This is a genomic window from Streptomyces sp. NPDC054872 (assembly GCF_053610705.1).
In genome coordinates this window covers 86,246-106,204 of sequence record NZ_JBSGYY010000001.1, presented here as the reverse complement: position 1 = coordinate 106,204, position 19,959 = coordinate 86,246, and the positions used below count along the sequence as shown (strand labels likewise).

The 19,959-nt window shown below is 70.6% G+C and carries 20 protein-coding genes; 13 read left to right on the top strand and 7 right to left on the bottom strand.

Annotated features, from left to right (window positions below; all coding sequences use genetic code 11):
• Window positions 1-2: 2 nt before the first annotated feature.
• From ACWGIH_RS00465 to ACWGIH_RS00455, 3 genes are all read right to left on the bottom strand, one after another.
• A complete protein-coding gene (locus tag ACWGIH_RS00465) occupies window positions 3-2,393 on the bottom strand; it encodes a Tex family protein (RefSeq protein ID WP_453447351.1) in 2,391 nt (796 codons plus the stop codon).
• 63 nt (window positions 2,394-2,456) lie between these two features.
• Window positions 2,457-2,624 (bottom strand): LPFR motif small protein, encoded by a 168-nt coding sequence (locus ACWGIH_RS00460; RefSeq protein WP_453447352.1) that lies wholly within the window; start codon window positions 2,622-2,624, stop codon window positions 2,457-2,459.
• Window positions 2,625-2,741: 117 nt separating this feature from the next.
• On the bottom strand, window positions 2,742-3,632 hold the full coding sequence (locus ACWGIH_RS00455; RefSeq protein ID WP_453447354.1) for an SCO6745 family protein: 891 nt from the start codon (window positions 3,630-3,632) through the stop codon (window positions 2,742-2,744).
• Window positions 3,633-3,775: 143 nt separating this feature from the next.
• Between ACWGIH_RS00455 and ACWGIH_RS00450 the strand changes: the two genes are divergently transcribed.
• Window positions 3,776-4,768 (top strand): GlxA family transcriptional regulator, encoded by a 993-nt coding sequence (locus ACWGIH_RS00450; protein WP_453447356.1) that lies wholly within the window; start codon window positions 3,776-3,778, stop codon window positions 4,766-4,768.
• Window positions 4,769-4,775: 7 nt separating this feature from the next.
• On the top strand, window positions 4,776-5,408 hold the full coding sequence (locus ACWGIH_RS00445; protein ID WP_453447357.1) for a DJ-1/PfpI family protein: 633 nt from the start codon (window positions 4,776-4,778) through the stop codon (window positions 5,406-5,408).
• On the opposite strand, the gene ACWGIH_RS00440 is transcribed toward ACWGIH_RS00445, so the two are convergent.
• Window positions 5,398-6,168: an enoyl-CoA hydratase/isomerase family protein gene (locus tag ACWGIH_RS00440; RefSeq protein ID WP_453447358.1), complete on the bottom strand. Its 771-nt coding sequence runs from the start codon at window positions 6,166-6,168 to the stop codon at window positions 5,398-5,400. The two genes, ACWGIH_RS00445 and ACWGIH_RS00440, sit on opposite strands and share 11 nt — an antisense overlap.
• A gap of 93 nt (window positions 6,169-6,261) precedes the next feature.
• On the opposite strand from ACWGIH_RS00440, the gene ACWGIH_RS00435 reads away from it, so the two are divergent.
• Together ACWGIH_RS00435 and ACWGIH_RS00430 are read left to right on the top strand one after the other, a co-directional pair.
• Window positions 6,262-6,924: an HdeD family acid-resistance protein gene (locus ACWGIH_RS00435; RefSeq protein WP_453447360.1), complete on the top strand. Its 663-nt coding sequence runs from the start codon at window positions 6,262-6,264 to the stop codon at window positions 6,922-6,924.
• Between the two features lie 141 nt (window positions 6,925-7,065).
• Window positions 7,066-7,557, top strand: coding sequence for an ATP-binding protein (locus tag ACWGIH_RS00430; protein WP_453447477.1), 492 nt, complete (start codon window positions 7,066-7,068; stop codon window positions 7,555-7,557).
• Window position 7,558: 1 nt separating this feature from the next.
• Here the strand turns inward: ACWGIH_RS00430 and idi are convergent, their stop codons facing one another.
• The 3 genes from idi to galE form a co-directional block, all read right to left on the bottom strand.
• Window positions 7,559-8,152, bottom strand: a complete 594-nt coding sequence (gene idi, locus ACWGIH_RS00425; protein ID WP_453447362.1) for an isopentenyl-diphosphate Delta-isomerase — start codon at window positions 8,150-8,152, stop codon at window positions 7,559-7,561.
• A 93-nt stretch (window positions 8,153-8,245) separates the two neighbouring features.
• Window positions 8,246-9,172, bottom strand: coding sequence for a cation diffusion facilitator family transporter (locus ACWGIH_RS00420; RefSeq protein ID WP_453447364.1), 927 nt, complete (start codon window positions 9,170-9,172; stop codon window positions 8,246-8,248).
• A 165-nt stretch (window positions 9,173-9,337) separates the two neighbouring features.
• On the bottom strand, window positions 9,338-10,321 hold the full coding sequence (gene galE / locus ACWGIH_RS00415) for a UDP-glucose 4-epimerase GalE (RefSeq protein ID WP_453447366.1): 984 nt from the start codon (window positions 10,319-10,321) through the stop codon (window positions 9,338-9,340).
• A 257-nt stretch (window positions 10,322-10,578) separates the two neighbouring features.
• Here galE and ACWGIH_RS00410 point away from each other — a divergent pair, with 257 nt between their 5' ends.
• From ACWGIH_RS00410 to hpnD, 9 genes are all read left to right on the top strand, one after another.
• A complete protein-coding gene (locus tag ACWGIH_RS00410; protein WP_453447478.1) occupies window positions 10,579-12,390 on the top strand; it encodes a DUF5941 domain-containing protein in 1,812 nt (603 codons plus the stop codon).
• Entirely contained in the window at window positions 12,387-13,124 is a 738-nt protein-coding gene (locus tag ACWGIH_RS00405; RefSeq protein WP_363207563.1) for a phosphocholine cytidylyltransferase family protein, read from the top strand. The genes ACWGIH_RS00410 and ACWGIH_RS00405 overlap by 4 nt, the downstream gene beginning before the upstream one ends.
• Complete coding sequence (locus ACWGIH_RS00400) at window positions 13,112-14,176, top strand: iron-containing alcohol dehydrogenase family protein (RefSeq protein ID WP_453447367.1); 1,065 nt, start codon at window positions 13,112-13,114, stop codon at window positions 14,174-14,176. The genes ACWGIH_RS00405 and ACWGIH_RS00400 overlap by 13 nt, the downstream gene beginning before the upstream one ends.
• A complete protein-coding gene (locus ACWGIH_RS00395; RefSeq protein WP_249586469.1) occupies window positions 14,154-14,933 on the top strand; it encodes a CDP-alcohol phosphatidyltransferase family protein in 780 nt (259 codons plus the stop codon). The genes ACWGIH_RS00400 and ACWGIH_RS00395 overlap by 23 nt, the downstream gene beginning before the upstream one ends.
• Before the next feature lie 23 nt (window positions 14,934-14,956).
• On the top strand, window positions 14,957-15,829 hold the full coding sequence (locus tag ACWGIH_RS00390) for a glycosyltransferase family 2 protein (protein ID WP_453447479.1): 873 nt from the start codon (window positions 14,957-14,959) through the stop codon (window positions 15,827-15,829).
• A 95-nt stretch (window positions 15,830-15,924) separates the two neighbouring features.
• Window positions 15,925-16,863: an ABC transporter permease gene (locus ACWGIH_RS00385; RefSeq protein WP_453447370.1), complete on the top strand. Its 939-nt coding sequence runs from the start codon at window positions 15,925-15,927 to the stop codon at window positions 16,861-16,863.
• 28 nt (window positions 16,864-16,891) lie between these two features.
• On the top strand, window positions 16,892-17,668 hold the full coding sequence (locus tag ACWGIH_RS00380; RefSeq protein ID WP_453447481.1) for an ABC transporter ATP-binding protein: 777 nt from the start codon (window positions 16,892-16,894) through the stop codon (window positions 17,666-17,668).
• A gap of 335 nt (window positions 17,669-18,003) precedes the next feature.
• Window positions 18,004-18,909, top strand: coding sequence for a squalene synthase HpnC (gene hpnC / locus ACWGIH_RS00375; protein WP_453447371.1), 906 nt, complete (start codon window positions 18,004-18,006; stop codon window positions 18,907-18,909).
• Complete coding sequence (gene hpnD / locus ACWGIH_RS00370; RefSeq protein WP_451212863.1) at window positions 18,906-19,856, top strand: presqualene diphosphate synthase HpnD; 951 nt, start codon at window positions 18,906-18,908, stop codon at window positions 19,854-19,856. Before hpnC ends, hpnD begins: the two co-directional genes overlap by 4 nt.
• Window positions 19,857-19,959 lie beyond the last annotated feature (103 nt).

The window sequence follows — 19,959 nt, the reverse complement described above, 5'->3', positions numbered from 1 at the left end:
GATCAGCGCTTCTTGGGGTCCAGGAGACCGGCCCGGCGCAGTGCGTCCGCCATCGCGTCATTGGCCGGGGGCGGGCCCTGCCGCTCCTTGCGCTGACCGCCACCGCCGCCGCCACCGCCCTGCCGCTGGGGGCGCTGGCCCCCCTGCTGCCGCTGCTGCGGCGGGCGTCCGCCGCGCTTGGGGCGCTCACCGGTGGGGTCGGCCGCGGCCTCGTCGTCCAGGCGCAGCGTCAGCGAGATCCGCTTGCGCGGGATGTCGACGTCCATCACCTTCACCTTGACGATGTCGCCCGGCTTCACCACGTCCCGCGGGTCCTTGACGAACGTCCTGGACATCGCGGAGACATGGACGAGTCCGTCCTGGTGGACGCCGATGTCCACGAAGGCACCGAACGCCGCCACGTTCGTGACGACCCCCTCGAGGACCATCCCGGAGGCGAGGTCGGAGATCTTCTCGACGCCGTCCTTGAAGGTCGCCGTCTTGAACGCCGGACGCGGGTCGCGTCCGGGCTTCTCCAGCTCCTTGAGGATGTCGGTCACCGTGGGAAGACCGAAGGACTCGTCCACGAACTCGTCCGCCCGGAGCGAGCGCAGCGTCGCCGTGTCGCCGATCAGCGAGGCGACCTCGCCGCCCGTCTTCTTCGCCATCTTGCGCACCACCGGATACGCCTCGGGGTGCACGCTGGAGGCGTCGAGCGGGTCGCCGCCGCGGATGCGCAGGAAGCCCGCGCACTGCTCGTACGCCTTGGGGCCGAGCCGTGCCACGTCCTTGAGGCCCTTGCGGGAGGAGAAGGGGCCGTTCGTGTCGCGGTGCGCCACGATGTTCTCGGCGAGGCCGGCGCCGATGCCGGAGACCCGGGAGAGCAGCGGGGCGGACGCGGTGTTCACGTCCACGCCGACGCCGTTCACACAGTCCTCGACGACCGCGTCGAGGGAGCGGGACAGCTTCACCTCGGAGAGGTCGTGCTGGTACTGACCGACGCCGATGGACTTCGGGTCGATCTTCACCAGCTCGGCGAGCGGGTCCTGCAGGCGCCGGGCGATGGACACGGCGCCGCGCAGCGACACGTCCATGTCGGGCAGCTCCTGCGAGGCGAAGGCCGACGCGGAGTACACCGAGGCGCCCGCCTCGGAGACCATCACCTTCGTGAGGTTCAACTCCGGGTGCTTCGTGATGAGTTCACCGGCGAGCTTGTCCGTCTCGCGGGACGCCGTGCCGTTCCCGATCGCGATCAGATCGACCGCGTGTTCCTTGGCGAGCTTCGCGAGCGTGGCCAGGGACTGGTCCCACTTGTTCGCCGGGACGTGCGGGTTGATGACGTCCGTCGCGACGACCTTGCCGGTCGCGTCGACCACGGCGACCTTCACGCCCGTACGAAAACCGGGGTCGAGCCCCAGCGTCGCGCGCGTGCCCGCCGGTGCGGCGAGCAGCAGGTCGCGCAGGTTCGACGCGAAGACCCGCACGGCCTCGTCCTCGGCGGCCGTGCGCAGCCGCAGGCGCAGGTCGATGCCCAGGTGCACCAGGATGCGGGTCCGCCAGGACCAACGCACGGTGTCCTGCAGCCACTTGTCGCCGGGGCGCCCGCGGTCCTGGACACCGAAACGGTGGGCGACCATTCCCTCGTACGAGGACGGGCCCTCCGTGGCCTCCTCCGGTTCGAGGACGAGGTCGAGCACGTCCTCCTTCTCGCCGCGCAGCATCGCGAGGACGCGGTGCGAGGGGAGCTCCTTGAAGGGTTCGGCGAAGTCGAAGTAGTCGGCGAACTTGGCGCCGGCCTCCTCCTTGCCGTCGCGGACCTTCGCGACGAGGCGGCCGCGCACCCACATGCGCTCACGCAGCTCGCCGATCAGGTCGGCGTCCTCGGAGAACCGCTCGGCGAGAATGGCGCGGGCCCCGTCCAGGGCGGCCTGCGGGTCCGCGACGCCCTTGTCGGCGTCCACGAAGGCCGTGGCCGCGGCGAGCGGGTCCACCGACGGGTCGCCGAGCAGGCCGTCGGCCAGCGGTTCGAGGCCTGCCTCGCGGGCGATCTGCGCCTTCGTGCGGCGCTTCGGCTTGAACGGGAGGTAGATGTCCTCGAGCCGGGCCTTGGTGTCCGCCGCGCGGATCCGCGCTTCAAGATCGTCCGTGAGCTTGCCCTGCTCGCGGACCGATTCGAGGATCGCGGCGCGCCGCTCCTCGAGCTCCCGCAGATAACGCAGCCGCTCCTCGAGCGTGCGCAGCTGCGCGTCGTCGAGCATCTCGGTCGCTTCCTTGCGGTAGCGAGCGATGAAGGGCACCGTCGAGCCGCCGTCGAGCAGGTCGACGGCGGCCTTCACCTGCCGCTCCCGTACGCCGAGTTCTTCGGCGATCCTGCCTTCGATCGATGCTGGAGTGGACGTCTGCAGAGGTGCCACGTTTCCCGCCTTCTCACTGGGGTTGCGGGGCAATTGTGGCAGGTGGCACCGACAGCGGGGGGATCAGACCCGGTGTGCCCGCCCGGGGCGGCGTCCCGACCGGCGCCCGCCTCGCCGCGTGGAGCTGGAGGCGCCGCCGAAGAGCCGGGCAACGGCGCGGAACGGCAGCGTCACCACGGTGGCGAGTGCCGCGCCGATCTGACGCAGGACATCTGCGATCGCTCGGAACACGGTTTTCCCCTTTCGTCGCCCGGTCCGGCGCCAGGCGCACCGGAGCGGAGACGAACGGGTACCTCGCACGGCGCCGCTCATGCCTGCGCCGTGGCGCCGACCGGACCGTGGGTGCCCCTACTCCTTGCCGAGCAGGTCCGCGGGGAACGCGCCCGCCTGGAGCGCCGCGCCCGCGAACACGGTCCCCAGCTGCGTCAGACGCTCGACGCCGGCCGCGCCCAGGTGCTCGTACGGGGCCCGGTCGAGCCGGTCCGTGGCCTCCTCGACGTCCTTGCGCAACGCGACGCCCGCCTCGGTCAACTCGGCCACCCCGTCGTGCAGTCCGCGGGCGCGGAGCCGCTCGACGGCCGCGTCCCAGTCCTCCTGGGTCCAGCCGCGCGTGTTGAAGTTCCACTTCGGGCGCATGCCCTTGCCGGTCGCCGTGTGGCTCACCAGAGCCTCGAGACCGTCGAGTTCGGCGTACTGGAGGGCCGTGAGGTGCCCGTCGCCCCGGTGCTCGCGCAGCAGCGTCGCGGCGTGCCAGAGCGCGAGGTGCGGCTGCTCGGGTACGGGCAGGTCCGCGTGGGCGGCGTAGAGCGGCCGGGCCGAGCGGGAGCAGGCCTCGGTGGCGCGCAGCGCGAGCTCGGCGGCCTCCGCCATCTCCGGCGATGCGAGGGCCTCCTCGCCGAGGAGCCGCCGCAGCGTCGAGTCGACGGCACGCGCGCGTGCCGCGAGGACGTCCTCGGGGGACGCGGTGCGCCAGATCCCGGGCACGTGCCGGGCGACGGTCTCGTGCTTGTAGTTGTAGAACGCCGCCGTGACCGCTCCGGCGCCGACCGGCCCCATCGCCGCGGTGCGCACGGCGAAATTGACGGCCCTGGGGTGGGTGATGCCGACCTCGGCGAGCTCGCGCCCCGTGTCGGGCGAGAAGTAGTGCGTCGAGTGCAGCGAATTGAGCACGGTGTGACACCGACGTCCCGCGCGCGGGTGCAGTGCCGCGGCCGGGGAGGGGGGCTTGAGAGAAGTCATGACCGCACGCTACCGACTGGTTGGTATGACGTGAAGCCCGGGGCGCCGGCAGACCGGGCCGCCCTCGCGTCGCCGCCGCCGATGGCAGGAAACGTGGGCCATTCGTCATTGCGGCCATCCGGCGCGAGCCCAAGAATCAGGGCATGGAGCAGCGAACTGTCCTGGTCGTCCTCTACGACGGCGTCCAGAGCCTCGACGTCACGGGACCGGTGGAGGTCTTCGCGGGCGCCGCCGCCTGCCACGGCGGTGACCGGCCCGCGTACCGCGTCCGCACCGCGTCCCTGGACGGCGGCCCCGTCCGCACGTCGAGCGGCCTCACGCTCGTACCGGACTCCTCCCTCGCCGACGCCCCCGCGCCGCACACCCTCCTCGCCCCGGGCGGCGTCGGCAGCCGCGAGGCCGACCCCCGCCTGATCGACTGGCTCCGGACGAACGCCCCCCGCGCACGGCGCCTGGTCTCGGTCTGCACCGGCGCCATCCTCTTCGCCGAGGCCGGGCTCCTGGACGGCCGCCGGGCGACGACCCACTGGGCGTACTGCGACAAGCTCGCGCGTGATCACCCCGCCATCGAGGTCGACCCGGACCCGATCTTCGTCCGTGACGGTCACGTCGCGACCTCCGCGGGCGTCACCGCGGGCATCGACCTGGCCCTGGCCCTGGTGGAGGAGGACCTGAGCCGGGACGAGGCGCTGATGGTCGCGCGCTACCTGGTCGTCTTCCTGCGGCGGCCGGGCAACCAGGCACAGTTCAGCGCACAGCTCGCCGCACAGACGGCACTGCGCGAGCCCTTGCGCGAGGTACAGCAGTGGATCACCGAGCACCCGGACGAGAACCTCTGCGTCGAGTCCCTCGCCGCCCGCGCCCGGCTCTCGCCCCGGCACTTCGCCCGCGCGTTCCAGACGGAGACGGGGACGACGCCGGGCAAGTACGTCGAGCGCGTGCGCGTCGAGCACGCGCGTCGCCTCCTGGAGGACACGTCGCACGGGATCGGGGAGGTCTCGCGCGCCTGCGGATACGGCACCCCGGAGGCGATGCGCCGGGCCTTCGTCAAGACCCTCGGCGCGGCGCCCGCCGAGTACCGGCGGCGCTTCCACGCCCCTCTCCCCCCTCAGCAGGCACCCGCCCTCGACGGATAGGCATTCCATGCAGATCGCCATCGCCCTCTTCGAACGCTTCACGGCCCTGGACGCGGTCGGTCCGTACGAGACGCTCAGCCGCATGCCCGGCGCCGAGACCGTCTTCGTGGCCGAGCGTCCCGGCCCCGTGCGCAACGACAGCGGCTCCCTCACGCTCGTCGCCGACCGCTCCTTCGCCGACGTACCCGAGCCGGACGTCCTGGTCGTCCCCGGCGGCCCGGGCCAGAGCGACCACATGGCGGACGAGGCGCTCCTGGGCTGGCTGCGGTCCGCGGACGCCACCAGCACCTGGACGACGTCCGTGTGCACCGGGTCCCTCCTGCTCGCGGCGGCGGGGCTGCTCAAGGGGCGCCGCGCCACCTCGCACTGGCTCGCCCTGGCGGAGCTGGCGAGGTTCGGCGTGGAGCCGACGGAGGAACGCGTGGTGTTCGACGGCAAGTACGTCACGGCGGCCGGGGTCTCCTCCGGCATCGACATGGGGCTCGCCCTGATCGGCCGTATCGCGGGAGAGGAGCGCGCCCAGACGGTGCAGCTCCTCACGGAGTACGACCCCCAGCCGCCGTACGACGCCGGTTCCCCGCGGAAGGCGCCCGCGCACCTCGTCGAGAAGTTCCGCGCGGGCAGCCGCTTCAGCCAGTAGCGCGGTCGCCCGTGCCGCCGGGAGTCCAGGTGAAGCGCGGCTCCCGGCGCTCCAGGAAGGCGGCGACGCCCTCGGCGGTGTCGCCGCCCGTACGCGCCTGCTCGCTCCAGTGGGCGTCGCGGTCGACAAGCCCGTCCGCGAACTCCTTGGCCGCTGCCTGCGTCAGCTGCGAGCGCGAGGCGAGGACGGCGGTGAACTCCGCGACCCGCTTGTCCAGTTCGCCCGCGGGCAGCACCTCGTCCACCAGGCCGGTGCGCAGCGCACGCCCCGCGTCGATCAACTCGCCCGAGAACAGGAGGTACTTGGCGGACGCGGGCCCCACGAGCGACACTAGGCGCCGCGTCGACGACGACGGATAGACGATCCCCAGCTTCGCGGGAGTGATCCCGAACAGGGCGCCCTGGTCCGCGAACCGCAGATCGCAGGCCGCCGCGAGCTGGCTCCCGCCGCCCACGCAGTAGCCGCGCACCGCGGCCAGCGTCGGCTTGGGGAAGACCGCGAGCGCTTGCTCGGCCCGCACCGCCAGGTCCTGCGCCTCACCCGGCGACTCCCGGAGCGAGGAGATGTCGGCCCCCGCGCAGAAGGTCCCGCCCTCACCGGTCAGCACGAGCGCCCGCACGGCCGGATCGGCGGCGAGCCCGGCGAGCAGCGGCGGCACCCGGCGCCACATGTCCGCCGTCATGGCGTTGCGTTTCGCCGGATGGTCGATGACGACGGTGGCGACGCCGTGGGTGACGGCCTGCCTCAGCTGCGGCTCCATGCGCAGGATGCTATCCGCCCTGCTCGAACGTACGATCAAGAAGGGGCGGCCCTGAGAACTCTGTGCAGCGGGGGAAGCAGGACGGAGACGCTGATGGTCCGATCCAAGAGCGCCGAGGCCGCCGCACCGCAGGCCCAGGGCGCCAAGCAGCTCAACCGCAGTCTCGGCTGGCTGGCCCTGCTGGGCGCGATCCTGGCGATCGCCGGGCTCGTGGGCCTCGTCTACACGGGCATCGCCACCCTCACCTCCATGCTCCTCTTCGGCTGGCTGCTCCTGATCGGCGGCTGCGTCGGTCTGCTGCACGCCGTGCAGTCGCGCGGCACGAACTTCTTCTGGCTGGGCGTGGTCGTGGCCGCCCTGAACCTCGCCGCCGGTGTCGTGATCATCCGCAGGCCGGATGTGGCGGCGGAGGCGCTGACGATGTTCGCCGCGCTTCTCTTCCTGACCGGTGGTGTCTTCCGGCTCGTCGGCAGCCTGGTGGTGCGGGGTCCGCAATTCGGCTGGACGCTCGTGCAGGGTGCCTTCGGTCTGCTTCTCGGCATCCTGGTGCTCGCCAACTGGCCCAGCAGCAGCCAGTACGTGATCGGCTGCTTCTTCTCGCTCGCGCTGCTCTTCGACGGTCTCGGCCTGCTCGCCACGGGTCTGGGCGGGCGCCGAATCGTGAGCATGGTCAGCGAGGGCCCGGAAACGGGAAAACACGAACAACCCGTACAAGCGGAAGAAAACTTCAAAGCGAAGCCGGAGGGACAGAAATAGTCACTCGGCCGACGCGCTCGGGCGACAGTGATCAAATGCCGTCGATAGTCGCTGACTTCTGTTCAGTCGCACGGTCCGGACCAACGTATTGCCAACACTCGACACGTGGTGACAATCGAGCGTGAGGGCGGCGACCGGACGATGGACGACGGCGGGAGGGGGCCCGGCCCACTCCCTCGGGAGCCCGCGAAAGTGCCGTACGAAGGCGTGTGGCGGTTCACCGCCGCCGCCGTGGACGCCTCGGTGCCCCAGGCGCGGCACGCGGTGCGTGACCTGCTCGCGCGGCAGGGCGTGCCCGTTTCGGACGACCTCGTGCAGGGCCTGCTCCTGATCGTCTCCGAACTGGTCACCAACGCCGTACGGCACGCGGCCCTGCTCTCACCGATGCTGGCGGTGGAGGTGGCGGTCGGCGCCGAGTGGGTGCGGGTCTCCGTGGAGGACGACCACCCCTACCGCCCGACCGCCCTGGTGGCCGACCACGGCCAGACCGGCGGCCGCGGCCTTCTCCTGGTCCGCGAGATCACCCAGGAGGCGGGCGGCGCCTGCGACGTCGAGCACACCGCGAGCGGGGGCAAGGTCATCTGGGCGGCCCTGCCCCTGAAGCCCAACGGATCCGACCCGCACGGGAGTTGATTCACCAGCCGGCGGAAGGCCCCGTCAGCTCCCGGATCGCGGGCCGCGCCGAGTCCAGGACGGTCATGAACCACGCGGAGAACGACCCCTCGGCGTGCCGCTCCGCCAGCTCGGCGGCCGTCACGAACGCGGTCTCGCCGACCTCGGACGCGTCGGGCCGCAGCGGCGACTGGACCATCCCGACGAAGAGGTGGTTGAACTCCTGCTCCACCAGACCCGAGTCGGGGTCCGGGTGGTTGTAGCGCACCGTGCCCGCCTCCGCGAGCAGCGAGGGCGAGACGCCCAGCTCCTCGTAGGTCCGGCGCGCGGCGGCCGCGAACGGCGCCTCGCCGGGGTACGGGTGGCCGCAGCAGGTGTTCGACCAGACGCCGGGGGAGTGGTACTTGCCCAGGGCGCGCTGCTGCAGCAACAGCCGCCCCTGCTCGTCGAAGAGGAAGACGGAGAACGCCCGGTGCAGCTGCCCTGGCGCCTGATGCGCGGAGAGTTTCTCCGCTGTGCCGATCGTCCTGCCGTCCTCGTCGACGAGTTCCAGCAAGATCGCTTCTCCGGTGCCGTTCGACGAGCTGTTCGCCGCGGTGGCAGGTGTGGTCGGCATACCCATCCTTCGCTTCGGTCTACGAGCCTCAAGTCTGCCGCACGGAACCGGTGCTGCTCGCAAGGAACCACCGGAAGCCACTCTCAGGGGGCGTCAGTGGCAGAGCTTCGCCTCGTGCTCCGCGTGGCCGACCGGCTCCAGCTGGAAGGTGCAGTGCTCGACGTCGAAGTGGTCGCCCAGGCAGCCCTGCAGCTCGTGCAGCATCTTCTCGTGGCCGATCGCGTTCAGCGTCTCGGTGCTGACGACCACGTGCGCGGAGAGGACCGGCATCCCCGAAGTGATGGTCCAGGCGTGCAGGTCGTGGACGTCCTCGACGCCCGGCAGGTCCAGTATGTGCGAGCGGACCTCGGCCATGTCGACGCCCTTCGGCGCGGACTCCAGGAGGACGTTCAGGGTCTCCCTGAGGAGCTTCACCGTACGCGGGACGATCATGAGACCGATGACGAGGGAGGCGATCGGGTCCGCCGCCTGCCAGCCGGTCGTCAGGATGAGCACCGCGGCGACGATCACGGCCAGGGAGCCCAGCGCGTCGGCCATGACCTCCAGGAAGGCGCCGCGCACGTTCAGGCTGTCCTTCTGGCCGCGCATCAGGAGCGAGAGGGAGATCATGTTCGCCACCAGGCCGATGACGCCGAAGACGATGGTCAGTCCGCCCTCGGTGTCGGCGGGCGTGATGAACCGCTGGATCGCCTCGAACAGGACGTAGCCGCCGACGCCGAGCAGCAGCAGACAGTTGGCGAGCGCGGCGAGGATCTCGGCGCGGGCATAGCCGAAGGTGCGGTTCTCCGTGGCCGGGCGGTTGGCGAACTGGATCGCGAGCAGCGCCATGCCCAGGCCGAGCGCGTCGGTCGCCATGTGCGTCGCGTCCGCGATGAGCGCGAGCGAATCCGCCATGATGCCGCCGACGATCTCGACCACCATGACGGTGAGCGTGATCGAGAGGGCGATGCGCAGCCGCCCCCGGTACGCCGCTGTCGCCGTCCCCCCGTGTGTGTGTCCGTGATCGTGCCCAGCCCCCATGGAAGCCGCCTCCGTGTGCTCGGTATCGGTCTTCTGTTCCCTGGTCGCGCGTCTGTCGCGATCACAGTGAACTACTGGTGGGGGGTATCCGGCAACACGGCACTGAACACCGTTGTCATATGCTCTGACCTGCGGAAATGACCGCAGGTCAGAGCGCTGACGTGATCAGGAGCGCTGCGCCTCGGGGTGGTGGAGGCACCAGCCCGCCCATGCGGATTCGACCATCTCGCGTACCGTCCGCCGCGCCTTCCAGCCCAGCTTCTCGGCGGCCAGGCGCGCGTCCGCCACGGCGCGCGGCGCGTCGCCCTCGCGGCGCGGCTCGACGAGCGCCGGGCGGGTGTCGCCGGAGATCTCCCCGATGAGCGTGACGAGTTCGCGTACGGAAACGCCCTCGCCGCGGCCGATGTTCACCGTCAGATCGCCCTCGGGGTGCGCCTCCACACGGCGGGCCGCCGCGAGGTGGGCGTCGGCCAGATCGGCGACGTGGATGTAGTCACGCACGCAGGTGCCGTCCGGGGTCGGGTGGTCGGCGCCGAAGATCCGCGGCGACTCGTCGCGGGTGAGCCGGTCGAAGACCATCGGGATCACGTTGTAGACCCCGGTGTCCGCGAGCTCGGGGGTCGCGGCGCCGGCCACGTTGAAGTAGCGCAAGCACACGGTCGCGATGCCGTGCGCCCGCCCGGCGGCCCGCACCAGCCACTCCCCGGCGAGCTTCGTCTCGCCGTAGGGGTTGATCGGCTCGCAAGGGGTGGCCTCCGTCACCAGGTCCACGTCGGGCGGGTTGCCGTACACCGCGGCCGACGAGGAGAAGACGAAGCGCTTGACGCCGGCCTCGGCCACCGCGTCGAGCAGGGTCACCAGGCCGCCCACGTTCTCCCGGTAGTAGCGCAGCGGCTGCTCCACGGACTCGCCGACCTGCTTGCGGGCCGCGAGATGCACCACACCCGTCACCTCGTGCTCGGCGAAGACCCGCCGCAGCAGCTCGCCGTCGAGCGATGAGCCCCTAATGAGAGGGATGTCCGCGGGGAGCCGCTCGGGCACCCCGGCCGAGACGTCGTCGAGGACGACGACCCGCTCCCCGGCGCCGGCCAGAGCCCGCACCACATGTGCCCCGATATATCCCGCTCCACCTGTGATCATCCATGTCATGGGCGTCGACTTTATGTCGTTTGTGCCCGTCGCATGAAGCGCGGTTTGTGGGTGCCGCCCTCGATCGACCATGATGATCGAGTTGGCGGAGGCCCCTGCAGGTCGTGCTTATGGGGCCGTAAACGGGCGGTGAACGCCCGCTTCCCATCATCCGATAGCCTCTGCCGACGTGCCGCCCGGCCGCTGCCGGCCAGGGGCGCCCCTCATCACGCACGTGCCCGGCGCGAGCCGCGCCGGCAATCAAGGAGTGAGTTCGTCTGTCGACCGCCATCCTGACCGGTCAGCCGGTCCCCGGGTCGCCGCTCGAAGGCGATCTGCGGTCCCTGGGGTTTGACGTCCGGGTCGCCTCCGACGCGGCGGACACCGAGACGCTGCTCGCCGCCGTCCCTGCCGGGCAGCGGGTCGCGATCGTCGACGCGCGCTTCGTGGGCCACGTCCACGCGCTCCGCCTCGGCCTGACGGACCCGCGCTTCGCCGCGTCGGCCGTCCCCGGCGCCGTCACCGCTCAGCCCGAGGCCCGGGCGGACCTGACCCGCGCCCTCGCCACCACCACCGGCTCCGGCAACGGCGGCGGCTCCGCCCTCGCGGTCGACGCGATCGCCGACCACGTGGCCGAGGCGATCGAGGCCGGCGGCCGCGCACTGCACCGCCCCGACCTCGGCACCCTCGTCGCCACCGTGCCCAGCGACCCGCAGACGCGGAACGAGGCGCGCCAGGCCGTCGCCGCCGTGGACGACGAGGCCGTACGCCTGCGCACGGCCGTCAAGTCGCGGGACGGCTTCTTCACGACGTACTGCATCTCTCCGTACTCGCGCCACATCGCCCGCTGGTGCGCGCGCCGCGGCCTGACCCCGAACCAGGTCACCACCGCATCGCTGCTCGTCGCGCTGATCGCGGCGGGCTGCGCGGCCACCGGCACCCGCGGCGGCTTCGTCGCGGCCGGCCTCCTGCTGCTCTTCTCCTTCGTCCTGGACTGCACGGACGGGCAGCTCGCCCGCTACTCCCTGCAGTACTCGACGCTGGGCGCCTGGCTCGACGCCACCTTCGACCGCGCGAAGGAGTACGCCTACTACGCGGGCCTCGCGCTCGGCGCGGCCCGAGGCGACGACGACGTATGGGCGCTCGCGCTCGGCGCGATGGTCCTGCAGACCGCCCGGCACGTCGTGGACTTCTCCTTCAACGAGGCGAACCACGACGCCACCGCCAACACCAGCCCCACCGCGGCCCTCTCCGACAAGCTCGACAGCGTCGGCTGGACCGTCTGGCTGCGCCGCATGATCGTGCTGCCGATCGGCGAGCGCTGGGCGCTGATCGCCGTGCTCACCGCGGTGACCACCCCGCGCATCACCCTGATCGTGCTGCTCATCGGCTGTGGCCTCGCCGCCTGCTACACCACGGCGGGCCGTGTCCTGCGCTCGCTCACCCGCAAGGCGACCCGCACCGACCGCGCCGCACAGGCACTCGCGGACCTCGCCGACACCGGGCCGCTCGCGTCGTCCTTCGCCGCACTCAGGCTCGGCGGCCTCTCGCTGCCCGCGCCGGTCCTCGCCTTCATCGGCGGCGCCGTGCTGGCCTGCGTGGCGGGGCTCACGTCGTACGGCAGCCCGTGGGTGATCGTCGCCGCGGTGATCTACGTCGTCACCTCGGGGCTCGCCGTCGCCCGCCCCCTCAAGGGCCCCCTTGACTGGCTGGTCCCGCCGTTCTTCCGCGCGGCCGAGTACGGCACGATCCTGCTGCTCGCCGCCAAGGCGGACGTGAACGGCGCCTTGCCCGCGGCTTTCGGACTGGTGTCCGCCGTCGCCTACCATCACTACGACACGGTGTACCGCATTCGCGGCGACGCAGGCGCGCCGCCGCACTGGCTGGTGCGGGCGATCGGCGGGCATGAGGGCAGGACGCTGGTGGTCGCTCTCGCCGCCGCCCTGCTCACCGACACAGATTTCACCGTCGCGCTCACGGCACTCGCCGTGGCCGTGGCACTCGTGGTGCTCGTCGAGAGCATCCGCTTCTGGGTGACCGCTCACAAACGTGGAGCACCCGCCGTACACGATGAAGGAGAACCCGCATGATCGGCCTCGTGCTGGCGGCCGGCGCCGGACGGCGTCTTCGCCCCTACACCGACACGCTTCCCAAGGCCTTGGTGCCGGTCGACGGTGACACCACCATCCTCGACCTGACCCTCGGCAACTTCGCGGAGATCGGTCTCACCGAGGTAGCGATCATCGTCGGCTACCGCAAGGAGGCGGTCTACGACCGCAAGGCGGCGCTCGAGGAGAAGTACGGCCTCAAGCTCACGCTGATCGACAACGACAAGGCCGAGGAGTGGAACAACGCCTACTCCCTCTGGTGCGGTCGTGACGCGATCAAGCACACGGTGATCCTCGCCAACGGCGACACCGTGCACCCCGTCTCCGTCGAGAAGACGCTGCTCGCCGCCCGCGGCGACGGCAAGAAGATCATCCTCGCCCTCGACACGGTGAAGAACCTCGCCGACGAGGAGATGAAGGTCATCGTGGACCCCGAGAAGGGCGTCCAGAAGATCACCAAGCTGATGGACCCGGCGACCGCCACCGGTGAGTACATCGGTGTCACGCTCATCGAGGGCGACGCCGCCGAGCAGTTGGCCGACGCCCTGAAGACCACCTTCGAGCGCGACCCCGACCTCTACTACGAGGACGGCTACCAGGAGCTCGTCAACCGCGGCTTCAAGGTCGACGTGGAGCCGATCGGCGACGTCAAGTGGGTCGAGATCGACAACCACGACGACCTCGCCAAGGGCCGGGAGATCGCGTGCCAGTACTGACGAGGCTCATCCCCTCGCCGGTCGTCGTGGACATCCGGCCGGGGGCGCTCAACGACCTGGCCGGTGTCCTGGCCGACCAGCGGATCTGCTCGTCAACCGGCAAGCTCGCCATCGCCATCAGCGGCGGCTCCGGCGCGGTGCTCCGCCGGCGGCTCGAACCGTCGCTGCCCACCGCCGAGTGGTTCGAGGTCGGCGGCGGCACGCTCGATGACGCCATCAAGCTCGCCGACGCCATCAAGAAGGGCCGCTACGACGCGGTCGTGGGCCTCGGCGGCGGCAAGATCATCGACTGTGCCAAGTTCGCCGCCGCGCGCGTCGGCGCGCCGCTGGTCGCCGTCGCGACGAACCTGTCGCACGACGGCCTGTGCTCGCCGGTCGCCACGCTCGACAACGACGCGGGCCGCGGCTCGTACGGAGTGCCGAACCCCATCGCGGTCGTCATCGACCTCGACGTGATCCGTGAGGCTCCCGTACGGTTCGTGCGCTCCGGCATCGGCGACGCCCTGTCCAACATCTCCGCGATCGCGGACTGGGAGCTCGCGGCGCGTGAGCGCGGCGAGGACATCGACGGCCTCGCGGCCGCGATGGCGCGCCAGGCGGGCGAAGCGGTCCTGCGGCACCCCGGTGGCGTCGGCGACGACGCCTTCCTGCAGGTCCTCGCCGAGGGGCTGGTCCTCACCGGCATCGCGATGTCCGTGTCGGGCGACTCCCGCCCGGCGTCCGGCGCCTGCCACGAGATCAACCACGCCTTCGACCTCCTCTTCCCCAAGCGCGCGGCCAGCCACGGCGAGCAGTGCGGCCTGGGCGCGGCCTTCGCGATGTTCCTGCGTGGAGCGCGCGAGGAGTCGCTGTACATGGTGGAGGTGCTGCGCAGGCACGGCCTCCCCGTGACGCCGGAGGAGATCGGCTTCACCGTGGACGAGTTCGTCCAGGTCGTGGAGTACGCCCCGCAGACGCGCCCCGGGCGCTACACGATCCTCGAGCACCTCAATCTGAATTCCGACCAGATCAAGGACGCATACGCCGACTATGCCAAGGCCATCGGTAGCTGAACTCCGCCCCGTCGTTCACCCCGCAGGGGTGAAGGACCGGCGCAGCGGTGAGCACTGGGCGGGACGCCTGTACATGCGAGAGATCTCGCTGCGCTGCGACCGCTACCTGGTGAACACCAGGATCACGCCCAACCAGCTCACGTATCTGATGACCGTGGCCGGCGCCCTGGCCGCCCCGGCACTTCTGGTGCCGGGGATCACGGGCGCCGTGCTCGGCGTGATCATGGTCCAGCTGTATCTCCTGCTCGACTGCGTCGACGGCGAGATCGCCCGCTGGCGCAAGCAGTACTCCATGGCCGGGGTCTACCTGGACCGGGTCGCCGCATATCTGTGCGACGCCGCGGTGCTCGTCGGCTTCGGTCTGCGGGCCGCGGACCTGTGGGGCTCGGGCCGCATCGACTGGCTGTGGGCCTTCCTCGGCACGCTCGCCGCGCTCGGCGCCATCCTGATCAAGGCGGAGACCGACCTCGTCGGTGTCGCCCGCCACCAGCAGGGCCTCGCGCCGGTCAAGGAGTCGGCCTCCGAGCCGCGCTCCTCCGGCATGGCCCTGGCGCGCAGGGCCGCGGGCGCGCTGAAGTTCCACCGGCTCGTGCTCGGCATCGAGGCGTCCCTGCTCATCCTGGTCCTCGCGATCGTGGACTCGGTCCGGGGCGACCTGCTCTTCTCGCGGATCGGTGTCGCCGTGCTCGCCGGTATCGCGATGCTGCAGACCCTGCTGCACCTCGTGTCCATCCTCGCTTCGAGCAGGCTCAAGTGAGTACGGCGGCAGGGAGCCGGCCCCTGAAGGTCGGCGCGGTCATCATCACCATGGGCAACCGGCCGCAGGAGCTGCGCGCCCTGCTCGACTCGGTCGCCAAGCAGGACGGCGACCCGGTCGAGGTGGTGATCGTCGGCAACGGCGCCCCCGTGCCCGACGTCCCCGAGGGCGTGCGCACCGTCGAGCTGCCCGAGAACCTCGGCATCCCGGGCGGCCGCAACGTCGGCATCGAGGCCTTCGGCCCCGGCGGCACCGACGTCGACGTCCTCCTCTTCCTCGACGACGACGGCCTCCTTGCCAACACGGACACGGCCCAGCTGTGCCGCGAGGCCTTCGACGCCGACCCGAAGCTCGGCATCATCAGCTTCCGCATCGCCGACCCGGACACGGGGGAGACCCAGCGCCGCCATGTGCCGCGCCTGCGTGCCTCCGACCCGATGCACTCCTCGCGCGTGACGACCTTCCTGGGCGGCGCCAACGCCGTCCGTACGCAGGTCATCGCCGAGGTCGGCGGGCTGCCCGACGAGTTCTTCTACGCCCACGAGGAGACCGACCTCGCCTGGCGTGCCCTGAACGCGGGCTGGATGATCGACTACCGCGCCGACATGGTGCTCCTCCACCCGACGACCGCCCCCTCGCGGCACGCGGTCTACCACCGGATGGTCGCGCGCAACCGTGTCTGGCTGGCCCGTCGCAATCTGCCCGCGCTCCTGGTCCCGGTCTACCTCGGCGTGTGGATGCTCCTGACCCTGGCCAGGAAGCCTTCGGGCCCCGCGCTCAAGGCCTGGTTCGGCGGCTTCAAGGAGGGCTGGACGACGCCCTGCGGACCTCGTAAGCCGATGAGGTGGCGTACGGTGTGGCGCCTGACCCGACTGGGCCGACCTCCTGTCATCTGAGAAGCTCGGGTCTGAGAACATCTGGGCCATACCCCGGTCCCTGGCCCACGCCTACGCCCGACCGGCTGCGCATCTGAAGACGAAAGTTTCCACTCGTGAGTGAGACAACGCATGACGGCGGAGTCGCGGTGACAGCATCCCCGTCGACTCCGTCGCCCGATGACGGGCTCTCCCGGGCCGATCTCGCCGCCAAGTACGGTCTGACCGTCAGCGGCGCACGGCCCGGACTTTTCGAGTACGTCAACCAGCTCTGGGGACGGCGTCACTTCATCCTCGCCTTCTCGCAGGCGAAGCTGACCGCCCAGTACAGCCAGGCCAAGCTCGGCCAGCTGTGGCAGGTGGCGACGCCGCTCCTGAACGCGCTCGTCTACTTCTTGATCTTCGGTCTCATCCTCGGTGCCGACCGCGGCATGCCCCGCGAGGTCTATGTCCCGTTCCTGGTCACGGGTGTCTTCGTCTTCACCTTCACGCAGTCCTCGGTGATGGCGGGTGTCCGGGCGATCGCGGGCAACCTCGGCCTGGTCCGCGCGCTGCACTTCCCGCGGGCCTCGCTGCCGATCTCGTTCTCGCTGCAGCAGCTCCAGCAGCTGCTCTTCTCGATGATCGTGCTGTTCATCATCATGATCGGCTTCGGCAGCTACCCCAAGCTGTCGTGGCTGCTGATCTTCCCGGTGCTGGCGCTGCAGTTCCTGTTCAACACCGGCCTCGCGATGATCATGGCGCGGCTGGGGAGCAAGACCCCCGACCTCGCGCAGCTGATGCCGTTCGTGATGCGTACGTGGATGTACGCGTCCGGCGTGATGTTCTCCATCCCGGTCATGCTCAAGGGCAGGCCGGAGTGGATCGCCGACATCCTGCAGTGGAACCCGGCGGCCATCTACATGGACCTGATGCGTTTCGCGCTGATCGACGGCTACGGCTCGGAGAACCTGCCGCCGCACGTCTGGGCGGTCGCGGCAGGCTGGGCCGTGCTGATCGCGGTCGGCGGCTTCGTGTACTTCTGGAAGGCTGAGGAGCGTTACGGCCGTGGCTGACGAGAACCCCCTCGACAAGATCGACAAGATCGACAAGGTCGACAGGACGCACATCCCCACCGTCATCGCCGACGAGCTGCACATCGTCTACCGCGTGAATGGCGCCAAGACGGGCAAGGGCAGCGCCACCTCCGCCCTGAGCCGCATCCTCAGGCGCGGCGAGGAGCGTGGCGTACGCAAGGTGCACGCCGTGCGCGGCGTCAGCTTCACCTCCTACCGCGGCGAGGCCATCGGCCTGATCGGCTCGAACGGCTCCGGCAAGTCGACCCTGCTCCGCGCCATCGCGGGCCTGCTGCCCGCCGAGAAGGGCAAGGTCTACACCGACGGCCAGCCCTCGCTGCTCGGCGTGAACGCGGCCCTGATGAACGACCTCACGGGCGAGCGCAACGTCATACTCGGTGGGCTTGCGATGGGCATGACACGCGAGCAGATCAAGGAGCGCTACCAGGAGATCGTCGACTTCTCGGGCATCAACGAGAAGGGCGACTTCATCACCCTGCCGATGCGTACGTACTCGTCGGGCATGGCGGCCCGCCTGCGGTTCTCCATCGCGGCCGCCAAGGACCACGACGTACTGATGATCGACGAGGCCCTCGCGACGGGCGACCGCAAGTTCCAGAAGCGCTCCGAGGCCCGCATCCGCGAGCTCCGCAAGGAGGCCGGCACGGTCTTCCTCGTCAGTCACAACAACAAGTCCATCCGCGACACCTGCGACCGCGTGCTGTGGCTGGAACGCGGTGAGCTGCGCATGGACGGGCCGACCGACGAGGTCATAAAGGAATACGAGAAGTTCACGGGCAAATAGCCCCAGCCGTACGCCCGAATGCACCAGGGCCCCGCCGGAGTCAACCCGGCGGGGCCCTGTCGCGTCCTGAGTCCCGACTGCCCCGGTGGTTACCTCAAGTCCCTTGCGTCCAGGGAAGCTTGACGGCAATCGGTGTGTTGTTGTGATGCGCGGAACACCCCGACGATGCAGGCTGCGTTGTACAACGTAAGCTGTACCGGTGCTGATTCGCGGCAAGTGGGGCGATATCGCGCGGCGCCCCGGCTCATGGCACGGTCCGCCTCGCGGAGGGCCGGGCGGCGTGTCCGAAATAGGATGTATTGGGTCGGCAGTGTAGAACGGGAGATGTGACGGCAATGGCTACGGATGATCTCCAGCTGCGCGACGCATCCGCCGTCCTCGCGAAGGCCGCGGACGAGAACTTCCCGGTGGCGCCCTTCTTCCTGCCCCGCGCCTGGCGCGACGACCTCATGGCCGTGTACGGATACGCCCGCCTCGTCGACGACATCGGCGACGGCGACCTGGCCCCCGGCGGCGCCGACGCCCGCCACCTCGGTGTGGACCCCGGGGCCGCCGACGACCGGCTCGCCCTCCTGGACGCCTTCGAGGCCGACCTGCACCGGGTCTTCGACTCGGCGTCCGGCCGGCCCCGGCATCCGCTGATGCGCGCCCTCCAGCCCACCGTGCGGCGCTGTCACCTCACCCCCGAACCCTTCCTCGGCCTGATCGAGGCCAACCGCCAGGACCAGCTCGTCACTCGCTACGAGACGTTCGACGACCTCCTCGCCTACTGCGAGCTGTCCGCGAATCCCGTGGGGCGGCTCGTGCTCGGCATCACCGGCACCACGACGCCGGAGCGGATTCGCCGCTCGGACGCGGTGTGCACCGGCCTCCAGATCGTCGAGCATCTGCAGGACGTGGCCGAGGACCTGGGACAAGGCCGCATCTACCTGCCTGCCGAGGACATGAGGCGATTCCATGTCCAGGAGCGGGATCTCGCCGCGCCGACAGCAGGCGCATCGGTGCGCGCACTGGTTGCATATGAAGCAGAACGCGCCCGCTGCCTCCTGAATGAAGGCACCCCCCTGGTGGGTAGCGTCCACGGCAGGCTGAAGGTGCTGCTTGCAGGTTTCGTGGCTGGGGGGAGGGCGGCGGTCTCCGCGATCGCCGCCGCCGGATACGACGTACTTCCTGGACCGCCGAAACCCACCAAAGCGCGATTGCTGCGCGAGGTGGGGGCGGTTCTGCGAGGAGAGGGGTGAGCCGGACCGTGGAGTCAGGCCCGAACGTGTCCGCGCCGGTACTCGCCGCATACAGCTACTGCGAGGCCGTCACAGGACAGCAGGCACGCAATTTCGCGTACGGCATCAGGCTGCTGCCGATGCCCAAGCGCCGCGCCATGTCGGCGCTCTACGCCCTCTCGCGGCGCGTGGACGACATCGGCGACGGCGCGCTCGCCCCTGACGTCAAGGCCGAGCGCCTCGACGAGACCCGGGCCCTCCTCGCCCGGATCCGCGCGGGGAACGTGGACGAGGACGACACCGACCCCGTGGCGGTGGCGCTCGCGCACGCCGCGAACCACTTCCCCATCCCGCTCGGCGGGCTCGACGAACTGATCGACGGCGTCCTGATGGACGTCCGCGGTGAGACGTACGAGACGTGGGAGGACCTCAAGGTCTACTGCCGCTGCGTGGCGGGAGCCATCGGCCGGCTCTCGCTGGGCGTGTTCGGCACCGAGCGGGGGGCGCTCAATGCCGAGCGCGCGCCGGAGTATGCCGACACGCTCGGCCTCGCGCTCCAATTGACCAACATCCTGCGTGACGTACGCGAGGACGCGGAGGGCGGCCGTACGTATCTGCCCGCCGACGACCTCGCCAAGTTCGGCTGCTCCGCCGGGTTCTCGGGTTCCGAGCCGCCCGCCGGTTCCGACTTCGCCGGGCTCGTGCACTTCGAGGTGCGCAGGGCGCGGGCGCTGTTCGCCGAGGGGTATCGGCTCCTTCCCATGCTCGACCGGCGCAGCGGGGCCTGCGTCGCCGCCATGGCGGGCATCTACCGGCGCCTCCTCGACCGTATCGAGCGGGAGCCCGAGGCGGTCCTGCGCGGCCGCGTCTCGCTGCCCGGCCGCGAAAAGGCGTACGTCGCCGTGCGCGGTCTCTCCGGTCTCGATGCGCGCACCATCTCCCGACAGACCGTCAGGAGGCGTACTTGATGGGCATCCGCGGCGAATGCGGCGAACGTAGGGCATCCCCCTGCAACCGGCGGGCAACCCTCCGCCGGGCCCTGGCGTCCCAGACTGCAACCGCCGAGGGAGA